This window comes from Citrifermentans bremense R1 (genome assembly GCF_000426865.1).
GTDB classification, from domain to species: Bacteria; Desulfobacterota; Desulfuromonadia; order Geobacterales; family Geobacteraceae; genus Geomonas; species Geomonas bremensis.
Map to the genome: position 1 here is coordinate 100,616 of NZ_KE384581.1, position 26,622 is coordinate 127,237.

Annotated in this window: 25 protein-coding genes, 4 tRNA genes and 2 riboswitches; of the genes, 4 read left to right on the plus strand and 25 right to left on the minus strand. The window is 61.1% G+C overall.

The features are described 5' to 3' along the window. Positions 1-35: 35 nt before the first annotated feature. Positions 36-167: riboswitch (cyclic di-AMP (ydaO/yuaA leader) on the minus strand. Between the two features lie 84 nt (positions 168-251). Next, positions 252-1,202 carry an HD-GYP domain-containing protein gene (locus tag K419_RS0119360; protein ID WP_026842981.1) on the minus strand — a complete coding sequence of 317 codons (951 nt, stop codon included), beginning with the start codon at positions 1,200-1,202 and terminating at the stop codon, positions 252-254. A gap of 332 nt (positions 1,203-1,534) precedes the next feature. On the opposite strand from K419_RS0119360, the gene K419_RS0119365 reads away from it, so the two are divergent. Further along, positions 1,535-1,813 carry a hypothetical protein gene (locus K419_RS0119365; protein WP_026842982.1) on the plus strand — a complete coding sequence of 93 codons (279 nt, stop codon included), beginning with the start codon at positions 1,535-1,537 and terminating at the stop codon, positions 1,811-1,813. 79 nt (positions 1,814-1,892) lie between these two features. Here the strand turns inward: K419_RS0119365 and K419_RS0119370 are convergent, their stop codons facing one another. The 13 genes from K419_RS0119370 to K419_RS0119430 all read right to left on the minus strand — a co-directional run bounded on the left by K419_RS0119370 (position 1,893) and on the right by K419_RS0119430 (position 16,931). Further along, entirely contained in the window at positions 1,893-2,741 is an 849-nt protein-coding gene (locus tag K419_RS0119370) for a ChaN family lipoprotein (RefSeq protein ID WP_026842983.1), read from the minus strand. A 27-nt stretch (positions 2,742-2,768) separates the two neighbouring features. Continuing rightward, on the minus strand, positions 2,769-4,433 hold the full coding sequence (locus K419_RS22530) for a sensor histidine kinase (protein WP_051293136.1): 1,665 nt from the start codon (positions 4,431-4,433) through the stop codon (positions 2,769-2,771). Positions 4,434-4,739: 306 nt separating this feature from the next. Next, on the minus strand, positions 4,740-6,335 hold the full coding sequence (locus K419_RS0119380) for a hybrid sensor histidine kinase/response regulator (RefSeq protein WP_026842984.1): 1,596 nt from the start codon (positions 6,333-6,335) through the stop codon (positions 4,740-4,742). Between the two features lie 284 nt (positions 6,336-6,619). Continuing rightward, positions 6,620-6,696, minus strand: a riboswitch (cyclic di-GMP riboswitch). A 108-nt stretch (positions 6,697-6,804) separates the two neighbouring features. Continuing rightward, positions 6,805-8,700, minus strand: coding sequence for an Lnb N-terminal periplasmic domain-containing protein (locus tag K419_RS0119385; protein WP_026842985.1), 1,896 nt, complete (start codon positions 8,698-8,700; stop codon positions 6,805-6,807). A 108-nt stretch (positions 8,701-8,808) separates the two neighbouring features. Continuing rightward, on the minus strand, positions 8,809-9,273 hold the full coding sequence (locus K419_RS0119390; protein WP_012528973.1) for a DUF3015 family protein: 465 nt from the start codon (positions 9,271-9,273) through the stop codon (positions 8,809-8,811). A gap of 204 nt (positions 9,274-9,477) precedes the next feature. Continuing rightward, positions 9,478-10,788 carry an NCS2 family permease gene (locus K419_RS0119395; protein WP_026842986.1) on the minus strand — a complete coding sequence of 437 codons (1,311 nt, stop codon included), beginning with the start codon at positions 10,786-10,788 and terminating at the stop codon, positions 9,478-9,480. Between the two features lie 2 nt (positions 10,789-10,790). After that, positions 10,791-11,342, minus strand: a complete 552-nt coding sequence (locus tag K419_RS0119400) for a hypoxanthine-guanine phosphoribosyltransferase (protein WP_026842987.1) — start codon at positions 11,340-11,342, stop codon at positions 10,791-10,793. Positions 11,343-11,489: 147 nt separating this feature from the next. Then, the gene (locus K419_RS0119405; protein WP_026842988.1) at positions 11,490-13,094 is read right to left on the minus strand and encodes an amino acid adenylation domain-containing protein; all 1,605 of its coding nucleotides are present in this window, start codon (positions 13,092-13,094) and stop codon (positions 11,490-11,492) included. 24 nt (positions 13,095-13,118) lie between these two features. Next, complete coding sequence (locus K419_RS0119410) at positions 13,119-14,264, minus strand: acyl-CoA dehydrogenase family protein (RefSeq protein ID WP_026842989.1); 1,146 nt, start codon at positions 14,262-14,264, stop codon at positions 13,119-13,121. Positions 14,265-14,303: 39 nt separating this feature from the next. After that, a complete protein-coding gene (locus K419_RS0119415) occupies positions 14,304-14,963 on the minus strand; it encodes a hypothetical protein (RefSeq protein WP_026842990.1) in 660 nt (219 codons plus the stop codon). 11 nt (positions 14,964-14,974) lie between these two features. Beyond that, entirely contained in the window at positions 14,975-15,973 is a 999-nt protein-coding gene (locus K419_RS0119420) for an agmatinase family protein (RefSeq protein ID WP_026842991.1), read from the minus strand. Positions 15,974-15,999: 26 nt separating this feature from the next. Then, the gene (locus K419_RS0119425) at positions 16,000-16,650 is read right to left on the minus strand and encodes a GNAT family N-acetyltransferase (protein ID WP_026842992.1); all 651 of its coding nucleotides are present in this window, start codon (positions 16,648-16,650) and stop codon (positions 16,000-16,002) included. Positions 16,651-16,673: 23 nt separating this feature from the next. Further along, complete coding sequence (locus K419_RS0119430; protein ID WP_026842993.1) at positions 16,674-16,931, minus strand: acyl carrier protein; 258 nt, start codon at positions 16,929-16,931, stop codon at positions 16,674-16,676. A gap of 298 nt (positions 16,932-17,229) precedes the next feature. Between K419_RS0119430 and K419_RS0119435 the strand changes: the two genes are divergently transcribed. Further along, entirely contained in the window at positions 17,230-18,903 is a 1,674-nt protein-coding gene (locus K419_RS0119435; RefSeq protein WP_026842994.1) for a radical SAM protein, read from the plus strand. 67 nt (positions 18,904-18,970) lie between these two features. Here the strand turns inward: K419_RS0119435 and K419_RS0119440 are convergent, their stop codons facing one another. Beyond that, positions 18,971-19,561 (minus strand): porin family protein, encoded by a 591-nt coding sequence (locus tag K419_RS0119440; protein WP_026842995.1) that lies wholly within the window; start codon positions 19,559-19,561, stop codon positions 18,971-18,973. Between the two features lie 213 nt (positions 19,562-19,774). Further along, complete coding sequence (gene elbB / locus K419_RS0119445; RefSeq protein WP_026842996.1) at positions 19,775-20,431, minus strand: isoprenoid biosynthesis glyoxalase ElbB; 657 nt, start codon at positions 20,429-20,431, stop codon at positions 19,775-19,777. 139 nt (positions 20,432-20,570) lie between these two features. On the opposite strand from elbB, the gene K419_RS23370 reads away from it, so the two are divergent. Together K419_RS23370 and K419_RS23950 are read left to right on the plus strand one after the other, a co-directional pair. After that, positions 20,571-20,783: a 4Fe-4S binding protein gene (locus tag K419_RS23370; protein WP_084154295.1), complete on the plus strand. Its 213-nt coding sequence runs from the start codon at positions 20,571-20,573 to the stop codon at positions 20,781-20,783. Positions 20,784-20,859: 76 nt separating this feature from the next. Further along, the gene (locus K419_RS23950) at positions 20,860-21,030 is read left to right on the plus strand and encodes a hypothetical protein (protein ID WP_198013135.1); all 171 of its coding nucleotides are present in this window, start codon (positions 20,860-20,862) and stop codon (positions 21,028-21,030) included. Between the two features lie 70 nt (positions 21,031-21,100). Here K419_RS23950 and K419_RS0119460 read toward each other — a convergent pair. The 9 genes from K419_RS0119460 to K419_RS0119500 form a co-directional block, all read right to left on the minus strand. Then, positions 21,101-21,175, minus strand: a tRNA-Glu gene (locus K419_RS0119460). A 69-nt stretch (positions 21,176-21,244) separates the two neighbouring features. Then, a tRNA-Lys gene (locus K419_RS0119465) sits at positions 21,245-21,320 on the minus strand. 40 nt (positions 21,321-21,360) lie between these two features. Next, positions 21,361-21,438, minus strand: a tRNA-Glu gene (locus K419_RS0119470). Between the two features lie 3 nt (positions 21,439-21,441). Next, positions 21,442-21,517, minus strand: a tRNA-Lys gene (locus K419_RS0119475). A 72-nt stretch (positions 21,518-21,589) separates the two neighbouring features. Continuing rightward, positions 21,590-22,888, minus strand: coding sequence for an adenylosuccinate synthase (locus tag K419_RS0119480; RefSeq protein WP_026842998.1), 1,299 nt, complete (start codon positions 22,886-22,888; stop codon positions 21,590-21,592). After that, complete coding sequence (locus K419_RS0119485; protein ID WP_026842999.1) at positions 22,881-24,203, minus strand: ATP phosphoribosyltransferase regulatory subunit; 1,323 nt, start codon at positions 24,201-24,203, stop codon at positions 22,881-22,883. Before K419_RS0119485 ends, K419_RS0119480 begins: the two co-directional genes overlap by 8 nt. A 106-nt stretch (positions 24,204-24,309) precedes the next feature. Continuing rightward, entirely contained in the window at positions 24,310-25,740 is a 1,431-nt protein-coding gene (locus tag K419_RS0119490) for a hypothetical protein (RefSeq protein ID WP_026843000.1), read from the minus strand. A gap of 170 nt (positions 25,741-25,910) precedes the next feature. Beyond that, positions 25,911-26,186 carry a hypothetical protein gene (locus K419_RS0119495; RefSeq protein ID WP_026843001.1) on the minus strand — a complete coding sequence of 92 codons (276 nt, stop codon included), beginning with the start codon at positions 26,184-26,186 and terminating at the stop codon, positions 25,911-25,913. Between the two features lie 33 nt (positions 26,187-26,219). Then, positions 26,220-26,492: a hypothetical protein gene (locus K419_RS0119500; protein ID WP_026843002.1), complete on the minus strand. Its 273-nt coding sequence runs from the start codon at positions 26,490-26,492 to the stop codon at positions 26,220-26,222. Between the last annotated feature and the right edge of the window lie 130 nt (positions 26,493-26,622).

Below are 26,622 nucleotides of genomic sequence, written 5' to 3' on the forward strand. Positions count from 1 at the left end.
CCGCCTGCACGAACAGGCGGCTTTATGGCCGTATTCCATGCTCTCCCAAATGCCTACGAGGTTAGCTGACGGGCTCGGGCTTGGAAGTGCCCTATCCATTGTCTGGAATACGCCCCTTAATTGGGTCCCCCGCATCCGTCGGTGACGGATCTCGGCTGCTAATTTCCGGTCGATCTTACGCTTTTGAACCTTTTTGTCAACCTCCTCATGAAGGGCCCTCCTTCCTCCCGTCCCATGAACACCGAACGCCGCTACTCCTTCTGGGCGGTCATCAGCTCGAGGAAGCTTCCGAGCAGCGGGGCGCTGAAGGCTCCCGCTTCCGTCCGCATCGCCTTGATCGCCTCCTGGTGCGAGACCGCCTTGCGGTAGACCCGGTCGAGGGTCAGGGCGCTGTACATGTCGCACATGGCGGAGAGCTGGGCGCTGCGGGGGATCTGGTCCCCCTTCATCCCGGTGGGGTAGCCGTTGCCGTCGTACCTTTCATGATGGTGGCGCACGATGGTGAGCGACATGTCGCCGAATCTCCCGCTGTCCTTCAGGTATTCGTACCCCTTCTGGGTGTGCTGCTTGATCTTGTAGTACTCGACGTCGGAGAGGGCGTCCGGCTTGTTCAGGATGTCGTTGGTGACGAAGATCATCCCGTAGTCGTGGAGCATGGAGCCGATGCCGACGTCTATTAACTCGTCGGGATGGACCTGGAACAGCTTCTCGTGGGCGAGCAGGTTCAGCGCGGCCACCTGTACGCTGTGGGAGAAGATGTATAGGTTATGCTCCACGACCGACCCGACCGATTTGAGTGCGTGGGGCTCGTTGCTCAGATAAGACATCATGTGCTGGACCAGTTGCCGGCAGCGCTCCAGGTTAGACGCCTCCTCCGGCGCCTCGAAGGCATCTACCAGGTAGTTGATGGAGGTCTGGTAGAGGATCCTCCCCTTTCTTTCGCTGTCGAGGTCGTCCCTGGTCAGCATGTCCTTCAGGCTGTTCTCCAGATAGGTGGAGATCTCTGACATATCCCCGGCCCTGACGTACATGAACTCGGTACCGGTACGGTCCATCCGGCTGCGGTCGGCCGAGGAAAACTTCCTCTCAGCGTCCTTGTACAGGACGTAGTTCCCGGCGGTTTTCATGAACAGCGGTACGGATGGGAAGTAATCAGGGTCGATGCTGTCAATACTGATGGCCCGCCAGTAAAGGTCTTTCATAACATCCTCTCTTCATCTCTCAGTATTTTTAGCTGACTCTCAATTGCCTTGGAAGATCTCGCTGCCATACTCTGAGCCGCCCCATCTTGTCGCATTCAGGTACTACTCGTCAAAACCGGATAAAACTGAAGGGACTCTTCAAAGATATCCGCCTCGGCGGGATAGTGCCCCGCCTCCTTGCTTGACACGACCCTCTCTGGCTGCATCGTAAATGTGTGTAATTACATACAGTTAAGCTGGGCGAGAATGGAGAGGGTTGGGAGGCACCAAAGGAGGAGCGGAAATGAGGACAACGACGGGGGGCTACGACCAATTGCAGCGTCTATAAGCCCGTGCTGACCGGGGCCGAGTCGGCGGATGTCTTCAACTACGAGAAGAAACACGCCGAGTTTCCCCACGAGCCGACCTCAGAGCAGTGGTTCGACGAGGCGCAGTTCGAAAGCTACCGCAAGCTGGGGGCGCACTCGCTGGAGCACTTTCGGGAGAAGCACGAGCTGACGCTGGAGAGGCTGTTCGAAAAGGCGGAGAAGCTGCACCGGCACGAAGTGCAGAAGGTGCTCGACGAGGAGAAGGAGCGGGTTAGAAAGGATCCCTTCGAGACCGCACGCTAGAGCGCCCGGCTGCATCGATAAAGGGGGACAGGTATTTCCCGCCCCGGGAAATCGCCTGTCCCCCGTTGCGTTTCGCCGGTTATTGCTTCACCAGGTAGTCGGCCTCGGCGCTGCCGGCGTTTTCCTTGTTGATGAAGGGGGTTTCGGGGAGGATCACCGTGTAGCTAAGCTTCCCCAGGCGCTGGAGCTGGTCCGGTATGCCGTATTTGACCGCATGCCAGATACCGGTCAAAACGACTATCCTGCGACCCGGTTGCTTTTCCAGGTAGTGCGCCATGTTGAGCGCCATGCCGCTGTTGCGGACCGTCTGCGCCTGGCAGAAGTTGCTGAACATCTTCCCATTCTCACCATGGTGGCTGACCCCCTGGAACGATTTCCTGAGGAAGGCGATCTGCGGGTTTCTCAGGTCGCAACTGGTTCCGGCCGGCAGGTCCCCTTTCTCTTCGGGAGTGAGGGAGCTGAAGCCTTGCTGCGAGACCTTCCTGACGATGTGAAGCGGGACGTTCAGCGCGATCATCGGGATGCGGTTGTCCCGGGCGTAGAGGAATATCTCACGGTACAGCGGCCAGTCGGACCAGTTCAGCTCGAATACCGCCTGCATTACCTCTTCGCTCAGTTTGCCGGCGCTCCAGGCGTCCAGTTGCACTTGGAAGTCCGACTGGATCATCTCCATCCCGATTGCCAGCGGCAGCTTGCTCTCGTTCAGGGAACGGATCAGGTCGAGTTGCAATTCGTGGTGGTACTCGTTGTCGTGCGACTCCCCTACGACGATCACCTGGGAGTCCTTGGCGGCTGCGGCAAGCTGGGGCAGGGTGACGGTCTCGTCGTCGCTGGTCCGGGTTATTATCGTGTGGGCGCCGGCCTCGGCGCTGAAGCAAAACAGTGAGATCAGCGCCAGCAGGAGCCAAGATGAGGGTGCGCGGGTCATGGTCGACCTCCCTTGCTTGCGGCGAGTTCAGACCTCGATCTTGAACTCGGCGCCGCCGTTGACATTGCGAACGGTGAGGCTGCCCCCCATGTTTTTCTCGATGATCATCTTGGACATGAAAAGGCCAACCCCGCTTCCCTTTCCCAACCCCTTGGTGGTGAAGTAGGCGTCGAAGATCTTGTCGATTATCCCTTCGGGGATTCCCCCGGCGTTGTCGCCGATGGTCACCACCGTCTTCCCCTGCTCGGACCCCGAATGAACCCTGATCACCGGATGCTCAATATGGCGCTCGGAGAAGGCGTCCTTCGCGTTGGTCAAAAGGTTCAGGATCACGTGGCTGTACTCGTTGGGAAAGCCGCTCACCTCCGGCGGATTGGTGCAGGCGACCTCGATGTTGATCCCGGCCTTCTTGAGATTCTCCTCGATGAACCCGACCGTCTTTACCACCACCTCGTCGACCTGGAACAGGGTCTTTTCCTTGTTGAGGACCAGGAAGTCGCGGAAGTCGTCGATGGTCCTGGAGAGGTGCCTGATGATGCCCATCGTTTTTTCCACGCTCTGCTCCAGGAGTTCCTGGCTGAAGGTCCCGTGCTGGTAGGAAAGCCCCAGCACCTGCAGGTGCAGCCCGAGGACGTTAAGCGGCTGGCGCCACTGGTGCGCGATGTAGCCGAGCATCTCCCCCATCGCCGCGAGACGGCTTTGATGGATCAGCAACTGTTCCTTTTGCCGCAGTTCCTCTACCATGCGGATACGCTGCGCCGTTTCCGCCTCGAGCTCGTGGTAGGCGCGCTGCAGCTCCGCATTCTGCGCCTCCCGCTCGCCCAGGATCTGGTCCAGTGTCTCGGTGCGCTGGGCCACGCGCAGTTCCAGCTCCTCGTTGAGTTTTTGCAGCGCGTCCTCGGCGCATTTTCTGTTGGTGATGTCCTCGCTGAAGATGACGATCCCCCCCACTTTTCCTCCGGCGTCGTACCAGGGACGGAGTTCCCAGCGCAGCCACTGGACCGTGCCGTCGGCGCGCCGGAATTCTTCGGCCTCCTCGCGCAGGATCTCTCCGGCGAGCCCGCGCTGGTGCAGCTCCTTCCAGTGCTGGGGGATCTCCGGGAATATGTCGTAGTGACTGACCTTGACGAGGTGGCGGTCTCCCAACCCGTAGTCGCTGCGCCAGCGCCGGCTCGCGTAGAGGTAACGCATCTCGTGGTCGAACATGGCAAGCGGCACCGGCGCGTACTCGATGAAAAGTTTCAGCAGCTCTTGGGACCTCCTCAGGTCCGTCTCCTTGCGTCGCAGCTCGTCGACCAGATCGACCAGTTCTTTGGTGCGCTCCTCCATTCGCCGTTCAAGTTGCTCGCGCCCCGAGGTCGCCTCCGCCAGCGCCAGCCGGGTCTGCTGGTCCGCTTTTCTCAGCCGCTCGTGGAACAGCGAGAAAAGGATGCCCATGCCGGCGAAGATGAGCAGCGCAATTGCCGTCGAGGGGTGCTCCAGCGAGAAGCTTTGTTCGGGGGGGATGAAGAAATACCAGACGACCGTAGCGGAGAAAGCCGTAGCCAGGAGCCCGGCGACCCTTCCCCCGGCCCAGGAACTAAGGAATACTGCCGGGTAGAAGAAGAGCCAGACGTAGGGGCGCAGCTTTTCCCATAAAAGCCACTGCAGCGCCAACGCCGCCAGGGGAAAGAGCGCGGCCAAAAGCCACATCCCCAGGCTCCTGCGCGGGTTGTGGCCGGGCATCTCGGTTGCTGCCGCGGTAGCGCGCCGGCTGAAACGCCGACGTGAATGGGCATTATCATTGGGGTTTATTAATTGCACCGGCCTATTCTAGCAGATGGCGCGGTAGGGGCCAGTGGGGGGGAGTTTATTGCCGCAAGGAAGGTAGCTGCCGGCCAAGGCGGGAAAAGGGGCATGCCTTGGCGGTGGAAGAGGGTGCGTCAGGCGGGGGGACCTCTGCTGCATCACGGGAAGAGCAGGTGAGTGGGACTCTTGAGCGACAGGGTGAGAGAAGCTCTATGCAGTTTTCCAGAGGGCAGCCAATGCCGATCGCAGTTGGGCCAGCTGGTACGGCTTGGCGATGAAGCCGGCGCGGGGGTCTTCGCCTGTGCAGGGGCGGATGTCCTGGTCCCCGTATCCGCTGCAAAAAAGAACCGGAAGTGTGGGGGTATCTTCGCGCAGGGTGCGGTAGGTCTCGACGCCGTCCAGTTCCGGCATGGTCAGGTCCATCAGCACGAGGTCTATCTCGCTTTTCCGCTCCTGCCAGATCGCGAGCGCCTCGCTGCCGTTATTGGCGCCAATCACCTTGAACCCCATGCTGGTGAGGAGTTCACAGCCGACGGCACGTAGTTGCTCCTCGTCGTCTACCAGCAGGATAGTCCCTTCAAGCCGTGCGGCAGCTGTGAGCGGCAAGGGGAGGGGCGCAGCGACTTCATCTCCGGCGGGGCAGCATGGGGGGAGGGGGAAATAGACGCTGAAAGTGGTCCCCGCGCCGGGGGCGCTACAGAGCTGCAGCGAGCCGTTGTGGGACCTGATGATGCCGCTGATGGCGGAAAGCCCCAGCCCCCGCCCGGTGAACTTGGTGGTGAAAAACGGCTCGAAGATCCGCTTCTGGGTCTCCTGGTCCATGCCGCATCCGGTGTCGGCAACCTGCAGGCATTGATAGGTTCCCGGGGGGATGGCGTTGCCGAAGCAATCGATTTCCTGCTCTGCCTGCAGCACCGTCTTGTGCGAGAGGGTCACCTTGACCTTGCCCCCCTGTTCTCCCAGCGATTCGGCCGCGTTCACCACCAGGTTCATCACGATCTGCTGGATCTTTCCCTCGTCGCAGGTCAGTTTGGGGAGGTCCCTGCCGAGATCGCATTCTATGGTCACTTTCTTGTTGAACGCGGGCTGCAGCATCTGCACCATGTCGCGTACCAGCGCTGGCAGGTCGATTCTCGTCTGGATCAGCGGCGCCTTGCCGGCGTAGGCCAGCATCTGACGGCAAAGGTCGGCGGCACGGTTTCCGGCGGACTCGATCTGATCCAGGTGGCCGACTACCGGGGCGCTGGCCTGGTTCTCCTTGGCGAGCAGGCAGTGCCCGAGGATTATCATCAGGATATTGTTGAAATCATGGGCGATGCCGCCGGTGAGAACACCAAGGCTCTCGAGCTTTTGCGATTGCAGCAGTTGCTGCTCCAACTCCAGCCGGTACTCCTCGGCCTTCTTGCGCTCGGTGACGTCGCGGGCCACGTGGACGCAGGCGGCGAGGGTTCCGTCATCGTTGTACAAAGGGGAGACCGAGATGTCGAAGAAGCCGCAGAATTTGGCGACCTCGACTTCCTTCGCCCGCGGCGCACCTCCCTCTTTCAGGCCATTGAGCGGGCAATAAGGGGGGGGAGATGCCAGGTCGTGGAAAAGGTCGTAGCATTTGCGTCCCGGTAGGTCCTCCGGGCGTAGGCCGCAATGCCTGGCCATGGCGCGGTTGGCCCGCGAAATGGTGTGGTTGGTATCGGTGATGAAGATGAGGTCGGCGATGGAGTCGAAGGTCTGCTCCCACTCGCGCTTCCCTCGGCTGACCGCCTCGTAAATGAGCTGCGGGATGGCGACGGTGCTTTCGTCGGTCACCATGCGAGCACCCGGGTGGCTGCTGCGGGGCGCCTGGGGGAGAAAAAGAGTTCCTGCGGCAAACAGTGCAGGTGAACGCCTGCGTCCAGCGCGGCAAGGCTTGTCTTGTCTGAGGCAACTGTCATTACAGCGTTCGTGCTGCGGCGCACGACTGTCAAAGGGTGGATTATTCCGACTGGCCTCAGTATATGGCAGCACATGGACTATGCCTCCTCTTCCGGATCCAGCTCACAACAGCCTGCTGATCCAGAACGCAAAAAAGCCGGGCGCAGAATATCTTAGGATATTTCGGCAACCCGGCTGTCTCAGGGAGACCCTATAGGCTTTCCGCCCCATCCTCGCGGATGGTTGAGTATTATCGTGTATCCCAAATAGGGATATTATTTTTGTTCAGATTATGCACAGCTGGAAAAATTATGTCAATGCTTTTGCTAAGACATGGAACCGAGTTGTCTAAGACAGTGGGTGACCTTCAAAAGTAGCGGTTCCACAACATGGTTGCTTCCCGTACCGGGTGCCCCTGGACCTCCTGATAGCTTAACTCGAGGCCTAACGACTCGTTTTGCCCCAGCCGGAAGTTCTGCGCCACGGTCCCCTTGAGCGCGAGGCGGTCGTCGCCCAGCAGGTAGTAGAAGCCCTCCCCCCGCAACTGCAGCTTCCACCAAGCGGTAAGCTGCTCCAAGGCTCCCAGGCTCACACCCGGCCCCGCAGCGACGTTGCCTGCGAACCTTCTCCCCGCGTTCAGGTCCACCTCCCCGAGGGCATGCACGATCCCCCCGAAGGGAGAGCGCGCGGCGAACCCCCCGCCGGTGTTGACCCGGAAGATGAGGGAATCCCTGCCCTCCTTCATGGCCTCGGTGTCCCAGCCGGCGGCCACCTTCCAGGAGAGCGGAGTGAAAAAGCGGTCCCTGGGGGCGGTGGAGAAGATGTCCACGAGGTGCATGCTCTTCAGCCAGAACCGGTCGTGCTCCGGCGCGTAGCGCAGCGCGGTTTCCAGGAACTTTATCTGCGCCCCCCGGATGTACCCCTGGTCCGGATCGAGCATGTCGTGGAACTCGGGCTGCAGCCTAACCTCGCCGAACCACTCGTCCCGCCGGATTCCTCCCCCGACTCCGAGCTTGGTGGTCCTGTGGCCGGCATCGGGCGGGGGCGGGGGCGCGACAGCGTAGGCGTCATCCTCGCCCTTCCCGAGCCGGCTTCTTTGCGCCAGGATCTTCAGGTACAGCTTGTTGTATTCGTCCTTCTCCAGTTCCTTGCGGGCGTACCTCAACTGGGCCACCTCCGCCGCCAGGTCCAGTATCCCCCTTTGCTCCTCAACCGATGCGCCAGCGTTCGCAGCCGCGGCAGGATCGCTTTCCCCCTGGCCCAGCTTCAGGGCCGCCTTTTGGCGCTCGCCGTCCAGTAGCGACGCCATCTTCACGATCCTCGCCCCCTGGGACGGGCGGTAAACCCCCTCTTCCAGGATCCCGCTTTGTTTGGTGAGTTCTATGGTGTCGGTGGGGTGTACCAGAAGGCCGGTCTGGTCGGTTAGGTGCAGGGTCGGGCGCGCCGCCTCGATCAGGAACAGCAGGTTGAAGGCGCAATTCTCATCCAGGAAGAAGTAATCCGAGGAGATCCGCTCCAACTCCAGGGTGTGCAAAAGCATCCGCTCCACTTCCGCCTGGGAGAGCCTGAGCCGGTATTCCCACATGTCCCGGTGCTCCATGTCGCCGTACTCCTTCACCTTCAAGTAGTAGGGCATCAGGGAGTAGTACCCCTTGTACTTGCCGAAGAGCCCCTTGTAGGCGTAAAGAAGCCCGTTCGAGTCGTTGGCGTCCGCGGCGTAGTTGACGGCGAAGGAGATGAGGTTGCTCTTAGTGGGGCCGTCGAATCTGAGCAGCGTGTGCCCGAACATGGACGCCGGGCTGTTGATGTGCCCTACCGGAAAGACCAGCACCGCCGAGCGCGCGTCGACCGTTTGCAGCAGCTCCTTTTGCGCCGGGCAGGCGACCTCCTGGAGGTCCCCCGGCCCGATGCCGAGACGTTCCTTAAGCCACTCAAGCCGCGCCGGGAATCGGCAGATGGGGTGCTCTCCGTCCACGCTCCGGGGCTGGAAGAACCCGGCGATGGTGGCCTCCAGCTCCGCCTCGGGGTTTTCGCGCCCTTCAGGGGAGAGGAAGAAGTTCGGATCCGAGATCCTGCTCTTGAAGCCGCCCGAGGTTTTCTTGTAATGCAAGAGGATGTGCCAGTTCCTCTCGGCGGCAAGCCCCATGCTGCGGGCGCGGGCGGTCAGGAGGTCGGGCTGGGATGGAGGCGCTGCTGCGGCTGCGGGGGAAAAGAGGAGCAAGAGCCAAAGAGTGGCGAAAACGGCGCTGCGGGGGATGGCCATGGAAGAACCCTGCTTTCGGGACAGGAAGTCGGGCGGCAACCGCCCGGATTAAAAAAGGTGCACGGCGTAGGCCGTGCACCCGGCATTTGACCATTTGGAATGACACGGCTACCTGGTGATCGCCACCGCGTTGTCGATGACCTCGGCGAGGACGATCTTGTCGGAGGTGAAGATGTTGTTGAAGTTCGCCTGCAGCGAACTCTTGTAGGCGTCGCCCTGTGCAGGGTTGACCCCCAGCATCTCTACGAAGGTGTCCAGCGTCTCGCCCTTGCCCATGGCGATTTCCTTGGCGAGGTTGTCCATGTTGGCGCGGACGAACTCGTTCAGCTTCTCGTTTTGCGCGATCTTCCCGGGCTGCTGGCATTCGGAAGTGCCGGAAGAGATGCCGAATGTCTGGGAGCCGAAGCTGCCGTTGGTGGTGGCCTGAAGTACTTGCAGCGCGATGGAGTTGTCAGCCTTGTTCTGGAACAGCATGGTGCCGAGACCGCAACCGGTGTTGGTGTGGGCCTGTGCGGCGTAAGCTGCACCTGAAACAGTGAGACTCAGTAGAAATCCCAGCAGAAGTTTTTTCATGGTCCTCTCCTTGTTAGAGAATTTTGAACTTATTATAGGGGAGGGTTCTGCGCTGTCAATGAGAGAAAGGAAAAACTTTTTTCAATAATTGCGCGGGAGTTCTACTTGGCGTCGGGTTGTTCATTAGATTAGAAGGATTCCTGGGGGGAGGGGAGGCGTCCCCCTCCCGTGGGGGGAGGGGGACATGTCTCTTTCGAGGCCTGTCTATTTTGCCCCGAAGATGAAGTAGGAGAGGGAGAGCAGGGCAAGCACCCACATCCCCCCTTTCATCTCCTTGATGCGCCCGGTGGCGCCCTTCATGAGCGGATAGGCGATGAACCCGGCGGTCATGCCGACCCCGATGTTGTAGGTGAAGATCATCAGCACCACGGTCAGAAAGGCGGGGATCTGTTCGGTGAAGTCGTCGAAGTCGATCTTCGCCAGCGGGCTGATCATGAAGGAACCGATCACGATCAGGGCTATGCCGAAGGCGTGCGCCGGGACCACGGTGAAAAGGGGTGCGAAGAAGAGGGCCAGAAGGAAGAAGAAGGCGGTGACCAGCGCGGTGAAGCCGGTGCGCCCCCCCTCCTCGATCCCTGCCGCGCTCTCGATGTAGGCGCCGGTGGTGGTGGTCCCCAGAAGCGGCGCCGCGACCGTCGCCAGCGCGTCGGCGAGCATCGGCTTCTCTATCTCAGGAAGATTCCCCTTCTCGTCCAGGAGGTCGGCCCGCATGGAAAGGCCCAAAAGCGTCCCGACGGTGTCGAGGAAAGCCATGATGAAGATGGTCAGGATGATCGGGAAGAACCCGGGGGAAAGCGCGCCGGCGAAATCGAGCTGGAACAGGATCGGGGAGATGTCCGGCGGCAGGCTGACGAAGGAGTGCGGCAGCGGGGTCACCTTGAGCGCGATCGAGGCGAGCGTGGTGGCGACGATGCCGATCATCATGGCCCCCAGCACCTTGCGGGAGATCAGCACCACGGTCAGGAGAAGGCCGCAGACGGCCAGGAGCACCGAGGGTTGGGAGAGGTCGCCAAGCTTGACCGGCGCCCCGGGAACACCGAGCACCACGATGCCGGTCTCGTTCAGGCCGATGAAGGTGAGGAAGAGGCCGATGCCGGTGGCGAAGGCGCACTTGAGCGACAGCGGTATCGATTCGGCGAGCCAGCTCCGCACCTTGAACAGGGTGAGCAGGGTGAAGAGGATTCCGGCGAAGAAGACGGCGGTCAGTGCGGTCTGCCAGGAATAGCCCATCACCTTCACCACCACGAAGGCGATGAAGGCGTTCTCGCTCATGTACGGTGCGATGGCGAAGGGGCGATTGGCGAAGAAGGCCATGAGCACGGTGCCGAAGACGGCGGCGATGATGGTCGCGGTGGTGGAGGGGCCGCGCGGGATGCCGGCGTTTTCCAGGATAGCCGGGTTGACTATGATGATGTACGCCATGGTGAGGAAGGTGGTGAGGCCTGCGACGACCTCACGCTTCATGTCGGTGCCGTAGCGCTGGAACTGGAAGTATGCTGCTATGCGGGAGGTCATTTCTAGTTCTGCTCCTTCATTGCGTAGAGCGCGGGGAGGTTGCGCCAGTAGCCTGCGATGTCCATGCCGCAACCGAAGAGGAAGCGGTCCTCTACCTCTAGGCCGACGAAGTCTGCCTTGGCGCCGGGCGCCTTCCTGTCGTGGATCTTGTCCACCAGGACCGCGGTGTAGACCGCAGCGGCGCCTTCCTCGCGGCAGTAGCGCTCGATCTCCGCGAGAGTCACCCCTTCGTCGAGGATGTCGTCCACCAAGAGCACCGTGCGCCCCTTGAGCGAGCGCTCCGGCTTCACCTTCCAGAGCAGGTTCCCGCCGGTCAGCTCAGCGCCGTAGCGGGTGGCGTGGAGATAGTCGAGTTCCAGCGCGAAGGAGAGCTTGTCCACCAGCTTGCCGGTGACGAACAGCCCGCCGTTCATGATGCAAATCGCCACCGGGTTGCTCTCCGCCAGCCGCTCGGTTATCTGCTGCGCCATCCGTGACAGCGCATCGTCGACTTCCTGTGCGGACTTCAGACAATCGGCCTTCTGCCGGATGTCCTCCATGTCTTTCAGTAACATTCAGGCTCCTTGGAAACTTTTGTTTCAAGCGGCGGAACCATAGCAAATTTTCACCGTGAAATCAATTAATTGTGCTTTAATTATCTGCCTTGAATCGGCGGGGCGCAAGAGGGAGAGAGGAGGGGAGGCGGGGCGGGTGCCCCCGCCTTATGGTTCAGCAGGCCCGTCGAGAAACGCCTGCACCAGGGCCTTTCTGTCTATCTTGCTGTTGGAGGTCACCGGCAGGCAGGAAAGGTACCTGATCTGCTCCGGCACCATGTATTTCGGGAGATGGTCGCTGCAAAGAACGATCAGCGTATGGGGCTCGAGTTCCACCCCTTCGCGCAGGCATACGTAAGCGACGATCTTGCTTCCCGCGAGGTCGTCGGGGATGGCCACCGCAACCGCCTGCCGGATGCCGGGGTGGCTGTTCAGTACGATCTCGATCTCGTCCAACTCCACCCGGAACCCCTTGCTCTTCACCATGTGGTCCTTGCGGCCGGCGAAGACGAAGTTGCCGGCGGCGTCCAGGCGCGCCATGTCCCCGGTCTTGTACACCCTGGCGTGGGCGGAGGGGTTGCGCGGGTCCGGGGTGAACTGCGCCTGAGTTCTGCCGCAGTCGTTCCAGTAGCCCAAGGCCACGGTGGAGCTGAGAACGTGCAGCTCACCCTCCTCTCCCGCGCCGGTCACCACGTTCCCCCCCTCGTCGATAGCGAACACCTCGAAATTGGGGAAGGGGGTCCCGATCGGGATCTTCCAGGCCGCTTCTTCCCCGACATCCGGGACCCTGAAATAGAGGGAGGAGTTGGCCTCGGTCTGGCCGTAGATGTTGTAAAAGACGGCAGCCGGCATGCACCGCTTCAGGATCTTCAGGTATTTGACCGGCATCAGGTCGCCGGAGAAGTGGACCAGGCGCAGCTTTTCCAGGGTGAGCCGGTCCAGCGCCCCCTGGTCCGCGAGCTTGGTAAGAAGCGACGCCACCGAGTTCCACACCGTGACTCCCTCGCTCTGCATGAAATCCGCCAGGCGCACCGGGAAGGCAGAGAGCGCTTCCGGAACCAGCACCATGGTTGCAGCGCTTCTGGCGGCGCAGAAGATGTCGAAGATGGAGAGGTCGAAATGCAGCGGCGCGTGATTGGCCAGGCGGTCCTGCGGCGAGATCTCGAAGAAGCGGACCGCCATCTCCACGAAGGTGAGGGCGTTCATGTGGGAGATCACCACCCCCTTGGGGGAGCCGGTGGACCCTGAGGTGTGCAGGATATAGGCGGGGGCTGCGCCGCAAAGCCCGTCGTCCGCAGGGCACCCGCAGCTCTCGGCCAGGATCTCGTCCCAGCCGCTGCAGCTCATGCTGCCGGCCGGGTGGGGGAGTGCCACTGTCGGGGAGCCGGTGACGATGGCTGCGCGCAGCGGCAGGGGCTCCCCTGCCTCGGCCAGAAGCCCCTCCAGCAGTTGCGGCGCGGCGAGGATCGTCTCGATGCCGCAGTGCCTGATGATGGAGGCCTGCCTGCTAGCCGGCGCCCCTGGGTCCAGGGGGACATAGATCGCGCCCGCCTTCAGGATGCCAAAGACGGAGACGATGGACTCAAGCGATTTGTGCAAGAGGATCCCGACCCGGTCTCCTCTATGCACGCTGCGCGCCTTCAGCGCTGCGCTTAGCTGGTTGCTTGCCGTCTCGAGCTCGGCGTAGGAGAGCTCCTCGTTGCGGAAGGAGACCGCGGTATTGTCGGGGAAGGCGGCGGCGCTTCGGGTGAGTAACCGTTGCAGTAGGTACATGATTGCCTCGCTGGGCCCCCTCTGCTAGAGCCCCAGGAAGGTGGCGATGATGTTGCGCTGGATCTCGGAGGTGCCGGAGTAGATCTTTCCGGCGATGGCGTCACGCAGGTTCCGCTCGAAGTCGTACTCCGCGCTGTAGCCGTAGGCCCCATGGATTTGCAGCGCATCGGTGCAGTTTTGCACGTAGCTTTCGCTGATGAAGAGCTTCGCCATCGCCGATTCGAGCGGCGCCCGTTTACCCTGCCCCTTGAGCGTCGCCACCTGGTGCAGCATCAGCCGGGAGAGTTCGATGCGGACCTTCATGTCGGAGATCTTGTGCGAGATGGACTGGCATTTGCCTATCGCCTTGCCGAACTGCTGTCGCTCCTTGGCGTAGGCCACGCAATCCTCCAGTATCTTGTCCATCGCTCCCAGGTGAGCGGCGAAAAGGCAGCTCCGCTCCCATTCCATCTCGGAATTGAAGATCGCGGCGCCGCTTCCTTCCTGCCCCAGCCGGTTCTCCTCGGGAACCTCGCACTCCTCCAGAAACACTTCGCCCAAAGGGCAGGTCCTAAGGCCCATGGTTTCCAGCGGTTGCCCGGTGGAAAACCCGGGAAACCCTCTTTCCACGATGAAGGCGGAAACCCCGGCGAACCCCTTTTGCTTGCAGGTCACGGCGAACACCAGCAGCAGGTCGGCGATGGGGGCGTTGGTGATGAAGGTCTTGGAGCCGTTCAGGATGTACCTGTCCCCCCGCTTCTCCGCCCGGCACCTCATGCTGAACGCGTCGGAGCCGGCATCGGGCTCGGTCATGGCGTGCCCGCCTCGGAGGCTGCCGGCGATGAGCCCGGGGAGATAGCGCTTTTTTTGCTCCTCGCTGCCGAAGCGGTTGATGGGGGACTCGCAGGTCCAGACATGGGAGTTCAGGGAGAAAAGAAGGCCGCTGTCGAGGCAGGCGTAGCCCAGCCCCTCCATGGTGGCGATGGAGGTCATGGTGTCGAGCCCGAGCCCTCCGTACTCCTCGGGCATGGTGATGCCCGGGATGCCGAAATCGGCGCATTTTTCCCAACCGCGCTGGGAGAACTCGCCTTTTCTCTCGCGCTCCTTGGCGCCCTGGTTCAGTTCGCGCCGGGCGAACTCGATCGCCATCTGCTTGAAGTTCCTTTGCTCCTCGTTGAAGATCGCTTCCATGGGCAGGCCTCGTGCGGCCGGTTCGGCCAGGATGTGGAATCACAGGGTGAATAAAAGCGAGGCCAGCCCGTAATAGGGAGGAAACCCCGCCTCGCACTTAAGGGCATTGAAGGTGGCCAGGGAAATCCCCACTAACTCCCGGACCGACCCGAGGTATGCCAGCCGCGTCGCCTGGTCCAGCGACTTTTTGAGGCTTGGGCAGGCGTAGATCAGGCATTGCAGCGGGCGCTCGGCGTGCGGCAGCAGGCAGCCGCACGCCCCCAGGTGGGCGCATCTGCTCCCCTGCCCCAGGTGGCTCCCTTGGGCAGTTGTCCTGGGCTTTCCCCCCCCGGCCAGCGCTGACCCGATGCGGAGCCGGTAATAGGCCGGTATCGGCTGGAGGGGCTGCTCGGAAAAGGCGGTCACCTGCTTCTGGCTGTACTTCCTCAACCAGAAATCGATGGCGGTGAAGTAGTGTTCGGCCGGCTCGCCACAGCAGGCCCCCTGGCAGCTGCGGCAGCCGGCGAAGGAAGGGAGGTCGAGCCCCGCGATCTGCTCTTGGCATTTGATGCGGTTGCCGTTCAGCTTTTGCAGGGCTCCCATGGTCGGTTCGGAGACCTCGTGGTCCTTGTCCAGTATTCCCTGCGTCAGGGCGGAGATCCTTTGAAACTGCCGGTAGCGCCGGGAAAAATGCCAGAAATCGTGCAGATGCTTCCGCATGGCTGCATCCTTTACCGGTCCGGTCCCGGCCGGTCGCGCTTGCGCTGCGCCATCCCCGAGAGCGCGTAGATCATCGCCCAGGCCGCCAGGTGCGACGAATACCCCTGCGGGTCCTGGCCGGGATACACCTCCACGTAATCGAGGCCGCTGATCCCCGAGGCTCCGATTTGGTGCAGCGCCGGCAAAAGCTCGCTGGGGAGCAGCCCGTTGAAATCGGCGGGACCTCCCGGGTTGTAGCCGGCATCGATGCAGTCGCTGCAGATGGTGACGAAGACGTGCCTCGTCTCGTGGTGCGCGATCCGTATCGCTTCCTCGGTGACGGCGCTCATCCCCCTTTCCCTGACTTCCCTGGTGGTGATGACGCGCGCCCCCATGCTTTGGGCGTACTCATACTGGGTCGGCGAGTTCCGAGGGCCGCGGATGCCCAGATGCACGATGCTCTCTTTGCGGACCTGCGGGATCTGGGAGATTCTGTGGATCGGGCCGCAGCGGGCGAACTGGTCGCTGCCGAAGGACTTGGCGTTGTCCAAGTGCGCGTCCAGGTGGATGATGCCGATTTTGCCTTCGTCTCCGTCCGCGAGCGCCCTGATGATCTCCGGGGTGAAGGAGTGGTCGCCCCCCAGCACGAAGGGGATGCTCTGGTTGCGGTAGATCCGCTGCATGGCGGCGTGCACGTTGCGCATGGTCTCGGCGGGGTCGTTGGGGTGTACCGGAATGTCCCCGACGTCGCCGAGCGTCAGGTGGTCGAACAGGTCGATCTCGTACTCGGGGAGGAACCCGCCGTAGCGCGCCGAGGCGTGGCGGATGCTCCTGGGCGCGAGCTCGCACCCTGTGAAGGAGCCCCAGGTGACGGTCCCCTCCCAGGGGACCCCGGCGATCATCACGTCGTAGCCTGCTGCCGGTTTCCTGTAGTCGAGAACGGGTACGCCGAGAAAGGAGGGAGTGTCGCCGTACACGGTAGGGAGCGACGCCTTCCTGTTGGGAACCATGGGGATATCTTTGCTGTTCATCGTGACTCCTTTCGTGCCGTGGGCCTTCAGGCTGCCGGGTCGCCGGTCACGTACAGTTTCCTGGATAAAAGCAGTCGGGTGGCTCTCACGCGGTTCAATTCCCGCCAGCGCAGGGTCCGGTGCACCCACAGCGCCGGGACGTTGTCGGACCAGAAAAAACCGTATGCCTTGGTGTATCCATGCCGCTTCAAAAGGTGGAGCGCGCCGTTTTGCAGTGCTGCGGCGAGGTTCCCCCCGCGGTTGGCGGGATCGACGAACATATCGAAGGTGTAGACCTCTTGCGGGGCGCACCTAACCCCCAGCCACAGCTCGTCGGGGTGCTTGTAGCCGTCGTTGCCGGCCTTGGAGTCGGCGCACCAGATATCCCCGAACACCTTGTTCCCCTTGACGAGGGCGTACCCGCGGTAGCCGCGCTTCAGGTAGTTGAGCGTCTTCAGGTGCCTGCTCTTGAGCGGATAGGCGAGTTGCCGGTTCTGCAGCAGTTCCTGTGTCAGCTCGACTACCTCCTCGCCATGGGGGCGGGCGAAATCCGCCACCGGCCTCAGGTTGTCGAGATCTATCTCCACCGGCACCGCCTCGCGGTTCAGGTAGACGGTCTCCCTAAACAGGCTGTTTAGGCTTCCGTGTTTTACCGTCTCCAAGACCTGGACCAGGCGCATTTTGCAGTACTGTAGCATCGCCTCCCACTCCTTTTGCCGCCTCACCCCTTGGCAGTCAGCTTGTAATTGATGAAGTTCACCAGTGATCCGATGGTTTCGAAGTTCTCCGGGACGATCTCGGTGTCGGCGATCTGCAAGTCGAATTCCTGCTCCAGGTAAGCTATCAGCCGCTGGACCCCCAGCGAATCGACGATCCCTTTGTCTATCAGGGAGTCGGAGGGAGAGAGCGTTCCTTTGTGTACCTGGGTCATCATTTCCTTTTCTATGAAGCTTCTGACTGTTTCGGTGAAGTCGACCATAACTGCCTCCCGTTGGACATGGCACTGTCGTCTCCTGTGACCACCCGCGCGTCGGGGCGATGCTCTCAGATGCAGGCGCTGTCCGTTCTGTGTGTGTTTAACGAGGTGCTGATGGTACCGGCTGCCGGCTGCATAGGCTGTAAGGCGGGGTGCTGACTTGGTAAGTAGATTAAGAGTCTGTAATTTAATCCGTCACCTAGTGTACATTTAGGGTTCGGTGTGTCAAGCGGGGGCGGGAGTGCCGCAATGCGAGCTTTTTTACTTTCATAGCGCTTCCCAAAGATGGTACTTTGGCGCAATGTCACGCAAAAGCATTGAAAAAAGACGCGCCCTTTTAGCCGGCGAGAGCGGCGGCGAGCACCGAAAAAGCGGCGGCAGGCTTTCCTGCTGCCTGGTCTACCCCAACCGCTACCACTCCGCCATGAGCAACCTGGGCTTCCAGGCGGTCCAGGCCATGATGAACGCGCACCCGGAGGTGATCTGCGAGCGCGCCTTCCTGCCGGAGCGCAACGAGCAGGCGGAACTGGAGCGGACCGGCGGTACGATCCTCTCGCTGGAGGGGCAGCGCCCGCTCTCCTCGTTTGACCTCGTCGCCTTCTCCGTTTCCTTTGAAAGCGATTACCTGAACCTCCCCGCCATCTTCCGGCTCTCGGGGATGAGCCCCTGGGCCGCCGAGCGTTCGGCCTTGCAACCGCTCGTTTTGGCTGGTGGGGCGGCGCTCTTTCTGAACCCCGAGCCGGTCGCCCCGTTCCTCGACCTGGTCTGCATCGGCGAGGCGGAACCGATCCTCCCGGACCTTTTGGAACTGCTGAAGGACGGCCGCCGCTCCCGCGCCGAGCTCTTGCTGCAGGCCTGCCGTCTCCCCGGAGTCTACGTCCCGTCGCTGTACCAGCCGCAGTATGTCGCCGGCCGCTTCAGAGGGGTGCAGCCGCTTCCGGGGGCGCCGGCTAGGGTGCGCCGCGTTTGGGAAAAGGAGCTCGATCGCAGGCAGACGGTGACCGAGATCCACACCGACGCCACCGAGTTCTCCGGAATGCATCTGGTCGAACTTTCCCGTGGCTGCCCTCGTGCCTGCCGCTTCTGCGCAGCCGGCTTCATCTACCTCCCCTACCGCAGCCGTTCGCTGGAGGGCGTAAGGGAGGAGGTGCTCAAAGGGGTGGCGCAGGGAAGAAAGGTGGGACTCGTCGCGGCCGCTGTCTCGGACTACACCGGCATCGGTGAATTGTGCGGAGAGATCGTCGCGGCCGGCGGGAAGTTCTCGGTCTCCTCCTTCCGCATCGACCACCTCGACGCCGGGATGATCGAGGCGCTGAAGGCCAGCGGGCAAAAGAGCGTGGCACTGGCGCCGGAGGGGGGAAGCCAAAGGCTGCGCGACCTGGTGAAAAAGGGGATCGACGAGGAGCAGATCCTGGCGGCTTGCGACAAGCTGATCAGCCACGACATCCTAAACCTGAAGCTCTATTTCATCATTGGCCTCCCCACCGAGACGGAAAAGGACCTGGAGGAACTGGTCCTGTTGGTGACCCGGATCAGGGAGCGGGTGCTGGCGGCGGCGAAAAAGAACAAGCGCCTGGGAGAGGTGCAGCTCTCGGTGAATCCGTTCATTCCCAAGCCTTTCACCCCCTTCCAGTGGTGCGGCATGGAGCCTGTCAAGTCGCTGGAGTCCAAGTGGAAGTACCTGCAGAAGGCGCTGGGAAAGCTCTCCAACCTTAAGCTGCAGATGGAGAGCCCGCGGGAGGCTTACCAGCAGGCGCTTTTGTCGCGGGGGGACCGCAGGCTCGCGCAACTGCTGGTCCTCGCGGACCGGACGGGGAGCTGGAAACAGGCGCTGCGCGAGGCCGGCTTGGATACCGACGCCGAGGTTCACCGTCAAGTGGGGCTGGACGAGCCGCTGCCGTGGGATTTCATCGATGGCGGCGACTGCGAGAGGCTTAAGCGGGAATACCGCAGGGCTTTCGAGGAAGGGGATTGAGGAAACGAGCAGTGTAGAATTTGCGGCGGCAGGGGAGTTGACCCTGCCGCCTTTTTTCGTTTGCGTGCTAGTTGAAGAAGAACCTGGCGCCGACCGTTACCGAGAGGTTGGTGGGGTCGAATTCGCCGTTCTGGCCGCTGGGCGTATCGACGTTGGCGCTGAAGGACTCGACCCCCTTGGCTTCCAGCACAAGCGACGCCTGGCGGTTCAAGATGCAGTCGACCCCTGCGCTTAGATGTGCGCCGACCGTGGTGTTGGTGTACCTGTTGCCCAGGTCGTTGACCAGCACGTCCATGCCGGCCCCGAGGTAGGGGACCAGGCGCTGCCTTTCCGGGAAGCGGTACTGCGCGCCGACGGAAACGTCCGTGATCTGGGCGGTGCCGAAGCTGGAGGTGTGGAAGGAGGCCCTGGATACTTCGAGCTCCACCGCGACGTTCTCGTCCACCCCGAACATGAGACCGACTCCGCCGGTCAAACCTGCATCGGTGGAGACCACCATGGTTCCCTGCGGCGTGTCCAACTCGCTTTTGGCCGGGTTGATGACGCCGATCTTGCCGGTGAGCGCAAGCCTTCCTCTGAGCTCTTCTGCTCCGGCATTTGCAGTGAGCGTGGTCGCCAGCAGCAGTGCGCCGGCTGAGAGCATAAACAATTTACGCATGTTTTAGATCCTCCAAAGATGACATTGCAAAGCGCGCATATTAAGACAAAACAGCGGGGTGCACAAGGGCAAAGGAGGGCGGCATCTCTATCTGTGCTGAGCTGCGCTGTTATCGCAGGTAAACGCCAGTCATAAAAAAGCGGCCCACTCTCTGAACGTAGAAGCTGATCCAGAGGGGGGCCGATTGGGCAGTCAGGTAAGAGTGGGGGATGACTACTTTATCAGTTCCAGGGTCGCCTGCACCGCCTTCTCGATGCCCGTGGCGGCCTCGGAGATGCTGCCGGCCAGCATGTAGGCGGGGGTAGTCACGATCAGGTTCTCCCGGTCCACTACGATCTCGTCTACGGGGCAGTCGACGTGCTTGCTGCCGGTGGCGGAAATCGCCCCGGCGGTGCCAGGGTCGTTCCCTATGGTGAGCCGGGGGGAGAGCTCCTTTCCCAGCGCCAGCGCCACCACCGAAGGTGCGATGCAGATGGCGCAGATCGGCTTCTTTGCCGCCGACATCTCCCTCACCAGCCTGAGCACGTCGGGTTGCACCATCCCGTCGGCCCCCTTTGGGCCGAAGTTGCACAGGTTCTTCGCGGCGCCGAAGCCGCCGGGGAAAACGACGGCGTCGAGGTCGGAGACCTTGGCATTCTTAACGTCGCTCACCTCCCCGCGGGCGATGCGGGCCGACTCCACCAGGACCTTCCTCTTGGCACCGGTCTCCTGCATGGTCAGGTGGTTCACTTCGTCGCAGTCGATATCGGGTGCGAGGCAGACGGCTTTGGCGCCGTTTCTGTCAATCGCCAAAAGTGTCAGCACCGCCTCGTGTATCTCGCTGCCGTCACGCACTCCGCAGCCGGAAAGTACAACGCCTATCCTTTTCATCCCGATACCTCCTGTCTTGTATATTCAATCTCGGTTGCGCTATTCTATGCGCTGCGTTTACACTGTCAAGGCCTTTAATGTGTAACGCCGCCTCGCTTTAAAAAATATGGGCGGCCTCCGGAAGTGAGTAAACAGCGCCATGAACGACAATTTACGGTGTGAAATTCCACCCGTCGTAGATAAACGCCGCTGCACCGGCTGCGGCAGATGCGTCGCCGCCTGCAGCAGCCGTCTGCTTACCCTGGAGGTGGACGGTTTCCGCAAGCATGCGCGGCTGAGCGCCCCTGAGCGCTGCTGCGGCTGCCTTGACTGCATCGAGGCTTGCCCGGTTGGAGCTCTGAGGTGCGATTGACATCACTTCTGTTTGTCCTAAGCTATATCACTGTATCAGGTCGCCCTGCGATCTCATTGCGCGAAAGGAGGAGGATATGCTTTACTTCATCAAGCAGAACACCATTCATACTTACCCGGTTAAAAACGGGTGCGCGGCGGCTTATGAGCTGGAGCAGCTGCGCGACACCATTCCCCGGGACGTTCAGCAATGCCCTTACTGTATGAAATTGTGGCCGGGAAAAAATGCTGAGGATCGAAAGAGGTAGGGCAGGGCGGGACAACAGAATCAAGAACAAGAAAGGCCGCTTCGTGAGGAAAGCGGCCTTTCTTGTGAAATGGTGATCCCAAGGGGACTTGAACCCCTGTTACCGACGTGAAAGGCCGGTGTCCTAACCACTAGACGATGGGACCGAATTGTTGCATCCCGTGCGCCGGTCGGGCAGGGGGCTGTCATCAGGCCCAGTCTGATGACAGTGAAAATGGTGAGCCGCGTTGGGATCGAACCAACGACCACCTGATTAAAAGTCAGGTGCTCTACCAACTGAGCTAGCGGCTCGCTATGACTTCGTGCCGGGGCACGATAGCTGTTGTTTGAGTGGCGTCCCCAGCCGGATTTGAACCGGCGTCGCCGCCGTGAAAGGGCGGTGTCCTGGGCCGGGCTAGACGATGGGGACGAGTGGTGAGCCGCGTTGGGATCGAACCAACGACCACCTGATTAAAAGTCAGGTGCTCTACCAACTGAGCTAGCGGCTCAAACAGTGCAGCGAAGCAAGAACAACCTTATAGCAAATCGGTTTCTGCCAGTCAACACTTTTTATTAAAAAGTTAGACCCGCTCGAACGGGTTCCTGAGTACGATGGTTTCGTCGCGGCGCGGGCCGACGGAGACCAGTACCACGGGGGCGCCGGAGAGCTTTTCGATGCGCGCCACGTAGTCCTGGGCATTCTTCGGGAGCTCAGCCATGCTCTTTGCGCCGGTGATGTCGTCGTTCCAGCCGGGGAGTTCCTCGTAGATCGGGGTGCACTGTTCCATGATCTCGAGGCTTGCCGGGACCTCGGTGAGCACCTGACCCTTATAGTTGTAAGCGGTGCAGACCTTGACCGTTTCCTGCCCGGAGAGGACGTCGAGCTTGGTGATGGCTATGCCGGAGAGGCCGTTGACCCTGACGGCGTAGCGCGCGACCAGCGCGTCGTACCAGCCGGTGCGGCGCGGGCGCCCGGTGGTGGAGCCGAACTCGCGGCCTGCCTGGCGCAGCTGCTCGCCGGTTTCGTCCTCAAGTTCGGTCGGGAACGGGCCGCTCCCCACGCGGGTGGCGTAGGCCTTGGAGATGCCGATCACCTCGTGGATCTCCCTCGGGGAGACGCCGCTGCCGGTGCAGGCGCCGCCGGAGCAGGTGGAAGAGGAGGTAACGTAGGGGTAGGTGCCGTGATCGACGTCGAGCAGTGTTCCCTGCGCCCCTTCGAAGAGGAGGCTTTTGCCTGCCTTGGTCTCCTGGTGCAGGATGAGCGAGGTGTCGGCCGCGTATTTCCTGAGGGTCTCGGCGTACTTCATGTACTCCTCGTAGATCTCCTCGAAGGTGAACGGCTGGTCGCCCAGAAGCTGGGTCAGGATCAGGTTCTTCTCCTCGAGCACCTCTTTCACCTTGCGGGTGAAGGCCTTCTCGTCGAGAAGGTCCATGAGGCGGATGCCGCGGCGCCCGATCTTGTCCTCGTAGGCGGGACCGATGCCGCGCCCGGTGGTGCCGATCTTCTTGGAGCCGCTCTTTCTCTCGCGGGCGATGTCGATCCTCTTGTGGTACGGCATGATGATGTGCAGCGCCTCGGAGAGGAGCAGCATCTTGTCGTCTTTGAGGTAGCCGTTGGCCTTGAGCTTGGTGATCTCCATGATGAAGACCTCCGGGTCGAGCACCACCCCGTTGCCGATCACGCAGCGCTTCCCTTCGTGCAGAATCCCGGACGGGATCAGGTGCAGGATGACCTTTTCGTCGCCCACGACCAGCGTGTGGCCGGCGTTGTTCCCGCCCTGGTAACGCACCACGTTGTCCGCGAACTCCGTGTAAATGTCGACGACCTTACCCTTGCCTTCATCGCCCCACTGGGCACCTATTACAACGACGTTAGCCATGATTCTCCCCCTGCAGATCGAATTTCAAATCTAGATCCTTGTCGAACAGCTCCTCTTCGCTCACGGTGATGCTTTGGCGGTCCGCCACCCGCACCAGGTAAAGCTGGCCGGCCGCGCAATCCTCAGCGCCGATCACAAGCAGCAATCGGATGTTCATCTTCTTTGCGTACTCAAGCGAACTGTCGAAGTCGCGCTTGATGATATCCCTGGCGCAGGTGTAGCCCAGTCTTCTCAGTTTCTGCGCCACTTCCAGCGCCTCGCGGCGCTCGTCCTTTCTGTTGAAGATCAGGAAGTCGCGGCTGCTTGACGCCTCGACCTCAGGCCTCTTGGACATGCTGGCCAGAAGGGCCAGGATGTTGAAGGCGAAGCCGGTGGCGTGCGCCGGGTATCCGTACTTGGCGGTGAGGTCGTCGTAACGCCCGCCGCTGCAGATCGCTTCTCCGACGCCGGGGACGAAGCCTTCGAAGGTGATCCCGCTGTGGTAGTCCAGTCCCCGGATCTCCCCCAGGTCGATGGTGAGATGCTCGGCGACACCGTATATGTCCAGGATGTCGACCACCTGGGCGAGGTTGTCCAGGGCCCGCAGCGAGCGCTCGTTTCCGGCGATGCTGCGCGCTTCCTGCAACACCTCGCGCCCGCCGTAGAGTCTCGGCAGCAGGGCGATCTCCTCCTTGACCCGGTCGGGAGCCCCGGCGGATTCGAGGATGCTGCGCACCGCGCTGACTTCCTTCTTGCTGATCGCTTCCTGCAACTGTTTCTGCACCTCGGCGGAAAGGCCGGAGGCGTCCATGATGCCGCGGTAGAACTCCACCTGCCCCAGGTCGATCTTGAAGCCGGTGAAGCCTAAGTTTTTCAGCACCTCTACCGCCATCGCCACCATCTCGGCGTCCGCCTCGGGGGAGTCCAGCCCGATCAGCTCTACGCCGGACTGAAAGATTTCGCGGCTTTTGCCCGACTGCATCTGGGCCTGCCTGAGCACGCGTCCGGAATAGTAGATGCGGTGGGGGAGGGGGAGGGCGTGCATCCGGGTGGCGACGATGCGTGCCACCTGCGGAGTGATGTCCGGCGGAATGGCGAGTAGGCGTCCGGTCTGGCGGTCGTCGAAGCGGAAGGTCTTGCTCCTAAGCTCGTCACCCATGCCCAGAGCGAGCACATGCTCGAACTCGAGCAGCGGGGTGATCATGCGCCTGAAGCCCCAGAGTTCGAAGACTCGGTGGATGCTGTCCGCGATAAAGGTGATCTTGTCGGCGGTTTCCGGGAGGAAGTCGCTCACCCCTTTGGGGAGCGGAGCTTCAATACATGAGGGGTTAGTCACGGGGTCGTCCTAAGGTATGTCGGTACCGCTGAAGCTGGCGAAAAAACGAGAAATCGTAACAGTATGGCAGGGGGAAGTCAACGATTAATTCCCCCTGCCATATAGTCTATTCCGCCCGGAGAATCCTGACCAGAGTGCCGCCTTTTCCGCCCAGGCCGGTCTTCTGAGTCACCTCCAGGAGCACCATTTCGCGGCTTTTCTGGTTGAAGTCGTAGTCGGCCAGGTAGTTCTGGCTCGGCTTGGTTCTCCAGAGTTCCTCAAGCGTCGACCCGTTCCAGGCAAAATCCACCATGGAGTACCTGGAGTAGGAACGGGCGTTGCCCAGCACGAAGAAGCCTGCGTTTTGGGGGACAATCACCTCGCCCTTGTCGGTTACGGTGATGCGCTGATCGATGAACCTGGTGCGGAAGGGTGTTCCAGTGGTCCTTTCGTTCTCGATGTCGCGGCGCTGGAAGTAGGTCTCGGTGCCGCCGAACTTCTCGCTGCTTCTCCAGACCTCGTCGCCATCCGCATATACCAGCAGGTAGCCGCCGTCGTTGAAACAGGTGAGGAAGGATTTCCCGGACCGGTCGCGGAACAGGTTGAAATTGAAGATGTTGGCGAAGCGCGGCATCTTGATCGGGTTGGCAAGCTTCACCTTTCCGTCGGCGAGGGACGCCTCGTAAACGTCGCCATAGTAATCCTCGCTGCGCCCCATCTCCTGGGCGAAGAGCTGCTTCTTGCCGCCGTAAGGGGCCAGCGCGCGGAACATATAGGGGAGGTCCTGCGCCACCGCCTTCAGTGTGCCGTTTTGTATGGAGTAGACGCGGGATGAAGGCGCCTCGCGGTCCATCAGGGTCACGAAGGCGAGCACCTTGCCCTCTTGGTCCGGGCCGATGGCGTCGATACCGAGCAGCTTTTGATTCTGGGGCAGCGCCGCTTGCCCGAGCAGGGCGAGTTTGTCGCCTTTTTTATAGAGGTAGAGGGCGTCCGCGTCGGCGATGAGGAGTTCATCGGTGCCCCAGGAAGCGATCGCGCTCTTGGCCCCGGCGATGCGCTGGCTGGCCCAACCGGCGACGGTTTCGCTGCGAACGATCTCGGAGGCAGGCGCCTTGAATACGGCAGCGGGAGACTGGAGCGGGGCTGCCGCAGGGGCTGCTGCCTGCGGGTACTGTTTCGCAATCTCGCCCTTGAGCTTGCTGGAAATCCTGCCGACAGCGGGAATCAGGGCGTCGATGCTTTCACCCTGCTCGTAGGCGGCGGCAAGCTGCTTGCCTTGTGCGTTTTTCGCGGTGGCGTCGAGGCTGAACATCTTGCCCAGCATGGTGTAGCTACCAGAGATGACCACGTCCGCCTCGGCGGGGGTCTCCACGGTGACCAGCCCGTCTCCGGAAAGCCTCGATGACAAGAGGCGCTTCAAGGTGGTCTTCAGGTCGGCGGAGTCGCCGCCGGAGACGGTGAAGTCGGAGACGTAGGCGCGGATGTTTTCGGCAGAGGCTAAGAGCGGGAAGAACAGCGAACTGAGGAGAATCAGGGTGAGGGCCAGGGTTTTTTTCATGATTACTCCGCTTATTCCTTGGAATTAAAAGACGCGGAATTATCGCAGAGCGGCAGGCTTTAGTCAAACGGTTTCACGCCAGAGACAGGGCTTGACCCCAACAATAACACATAAAAAAGCGGGCCGCATAGCCCGCCTTTTTCGGTTCCTATTGAGTAACTTCACTTGGCTTACTTGCCCGGTCGCTCCATGTCTCTCAGAAGCTCTTGGGTCTCAGTCAGTTTCTGCTGCAGTTGCTTCAGTTCTTGCGGCGTATAGACCTTTTTCCCCTTCTTGATCTCTCTGTCCAAGCGCTGCATCCTCTTGTAAATGTCATCCACCTGGTTGGTGCAGTTTTTTGAGGCGAGCAGGCACTCGTTCTTCTGTGCTTGCGTGGGTTGTCCAGTTGCGGCGACAGCCGAAGCCAGCAGCAGACCCGCTGCCATCATTGCTGTTAGTTTGCGCATGAGCCCCTCCTTTGCTTTACCGGTCCGTTCCGGTTAATCCGGCTTCTCCAGCGTTCTCAAGACTTCGCTCGTCTCTCTCAGTTTGTCCTCGAGTTTCTTCAGTTCGTCCGGGGTGTAGACGCGTGTTCCTTTCTTGATCTCTTTGTCGAGCTTGTAGATCCTGGTTCTGATGTCGTCTACCTGGCTCATGCAGTTTCTTGACGCGAGGAGGCATTCGTCCTTCTGGGTGGAGGTAGTCTGGGCGAAAGCTGGGACTGAAGACAGCGTGAAGAGGGTTGCTGCCAAAATCATTGCCATCTTTCTCATAAAGACTCCTTTGCTTGTTGGGTTAAAAAACACCAATGTATTAAAACATGGATGTTTTTGTTGTCAACAGGCAAAGCGAAAAGTTACGAAGTGTGAGAGAAAGCTGATGCAAGTGCGTGCGGTGCTCTCT

Bases quoted from the DNA above. Each gene is read 5' to 3' on its own strand.
- K419_RS0119385 (WP_026842985.1), bottom strand. From the start codon at position 8,700: ATGGCCATCCCCCGCAGCGCCGTTTTCGCCACTCTTTGGCTCTTGCTC.
- K419_RS23370 (WP_084154295.1), top strand. From the start codon at position 20,571: ATGAACGACAATTTACGGTGTGAAATTCCACCCGTCGTAGATAAACGC.
- K419_RS23950 (WP_198013135.1), top strand. From the start codon at position 20,860: ATGCTTTACTTCATCAAGCAGAACACCATTCATACTTACCCGGTTAAA.
- K419_RS22530 (WP_051293136.1), bottom strand. From the start codon at position 4,433: ATGTGGCTTTTGGCCGCGCTCTTTCCCCTGGCGGCGTTGGCGCTGCAG.
- K419_RS0119390 (WP_012528973.1), bottom strand. From the start codon at position 9,273: ATGAAAAAACTTCTGCTGGGATTTCTACTGAGTCTCACTGTTTCAGGT.
- K419_RS0119370 (WP_026842983.1), bottom strand. From the start codon at position 2,741: ATGACCCGCGCACCCTCATCTTGGCTCCTGCTGGCGCTGATCTCACTG.
- K419_RS0119395 (WP_026842986.1), bottom strand. From the start codon at position 10,788: ATGACCTCCCGCATAGCAGCATACTTCCAGTTCCAGCGCTACGGCACC.
- K419_RS0119410 (WP_026842989.1), bottom strand. From the start codon at position 14,264: ATGGAAGCGATCTTCAACGAGGAGCAAAGGAACTTCAAGCAGATGGCG.
- K419_RS0119430 (WP_026842993.1), bottom strand. From the start codon at position 16,931: ATGGTCGACTTCACCGAAACAGTCAGAAGCTTCATAGAAAAGGAAATG.
- K419_RS0119440 (WP_026842995.1), bottom strand. From the start codon at position 19,561: ATGCGTAAATTGTTTATGCTCTCAGCCGGCGCACTGCTGCTGGCGACC.
- K419_RS0119405 (WP_026842988.1), bottom strand. From the start codon at position 13,094: ATGTACCTACTGCAACGGTTACTCACCCGAAGCGCCGCCGCCTTCCCC.
- elbB (WP_026842996.1), bottom strand. From the start codon at position 20,431: ATGAAAAGGATAGGCGTTGTACTTTCCGGCTGCGGAGTGCGTGACGGC.
- K419_RS0119480 (WP_026842998.1), bottom strand. From the start codon at position 22,888: ATGGCTAACGTCGTTGTAATAGGTGCCCAGTGGGGCGATGAAGGCAAG.
- K419_RS0119360 (WP_026842981.1), bottom strand. From the start codon at position 1,202: ATGAAAGACCTTTACTGGCGGGCCATCAGTATTGACAGCATCGACCCT.
- K419_RS0119400 (WP_026842987.1), bottom strand. From the start codon at position 11,342: ATGTTACTGAAAGACATGGAGGACATCCGGCAGAAGGCCGATTGTCTG.
- K419_RS0119425 (WP_026842992.1), bottom strand. From the start codon at position 16,650: ATGCTACAGTACTGCAAAATGCGCCTGGTCCAGGTCTTGGAGACGGTA.
- K419_RS0119415 (WP_026842990.1), bottom strand. From the start codon at position 14,963: ATGCGGAAGCATCTGCACGATTTCTGGCATTTTTCCCGGCGCTACCGG.
- K419_RS0119495 (WP_026843001.1), bottom strand. From the start codon at position 26,186: ATGCGCAAACTAACAGCAATGATGGCAGCGGGTCTGCTGCTGGCTTCG.
- K419_RS0119435 (WP_026842994.1), top strand. From the start codon at position 17,230: ATGTCACGCAAAAGCATTGAAAAAAGACGCGCCCTTTTAGCCGGCGAG.
- K419_RS0119500 (WP_026843002.1), bottom strand. From the start codon at position 26,492: ATGAGAAAGATGGCAATGATTTTGGCAGCAACCCTCTTCACGCTGTCT.
- K419_RS0119490 (WP_026843000.1), bottom strand. From the start codon at position 25,740: ATGAAAAAAACCCTGGCCCTCACCCTGATTCTCCTCAGTTCGCTGTTC.
- K419_RS0119420 (WP_026842991.1), bottom strand. From the start codon at position 15,973: ATGAACAGCAAAGATATCCCCATGGTTCCCAACAGGAAGGCGTCGCTC.
- K419_RS0119380 (WP_026842984.1), bottom strand. From the start codon at position 6,335: ATGGTGACCGACGAAAGCACCGTCGCCATCCCGCAGCTCATTTACGAG.